The organism is Emticicia sp. W12TSBA100-4, from assembly GCF_040253585.1.
Taxonomy (GTDB): domain Bacteria; phylum Bacteroidota; class Bacteroidia; order Cytophagales; family Spirosomataceae; genus Emticicia.
The window spans coordinates 1-730 of the sequence record NZ_JBELAU010000063.1 but is presented as its reverse complement, the minus strand read 5'-3'; the positions used below and the strand labels follow the sequence as shown (position 1 = coordinate 730).

Annotated in this window: 1 pseudogene; it reads left to right on the top strand. The window is 47.1% G+C overall.

Annotation, left to right across the window (positions count from 1 at the left end):
* Positions 1-730: pseudogene (locus ABR854_RS25745) on the top strand (hypothetical protein); the annotation flags it as partial.

The following is a 730-nucleotide window of genomic DNA, read 5'->3' as shown; positions in this document are numbered from 1 at the left end:
CGCAGGCACATACACAGCCACATGTATCAACAGTTGTGGCGAAAGTGGAGCGAGCAATGTAGTAACCATCACGACAGGTACGACTCCAGCAGCTCCAGTAATTTCAACGAACAAAAACAGCTTGTGTAATGCAGAAACGGCAACGTTGACAGCAACAGGTTGCAGTGGTAGCTTGAAATGGAGTACAACTGCCACAGGCAGCAGCATCAGTGTAAGCACGGCAGGTACCTACACAGCGACATGTATCAACAGTTGTGGTGAAAGTGGAGTGAGCAATGTAGTAGTTATCACAACAGGTAGTAGCCCAGCAGCTCCAGTAATTTCAACGAACAAAAACAGCTTGTGTAATGCAGAGACAGCGACGTTGACAGCGACAGGTTGTACAGGAAGCTTGAAGTGGAGTACAAATGCGACAGGCAGCAGCATTAGTGTAAGCACAGCAGGAAGTTACACAGCGACATGTAGCAATAGTTGTGGTGAAAGTGGAGTTAGCAATGTAGTGGTTATCACAACAGGTAGCAGCCCAGCAGCACCAGTAATTTCAACGAACAGAAACAGCTTATGTAATGCAGAGACAGCAACGTTGACAGCAACAGGTTGCAGTGGTAGCTTGAAATGGAGTACGAATGCCACAGGCAGCAGCATCAGTGTAAGCACCGCTGGAAGTTATACAGCGACATGTATCAACAGTTGTGGCGAAAGTGGAGTGAGCAATGTAGTAGTTATCACA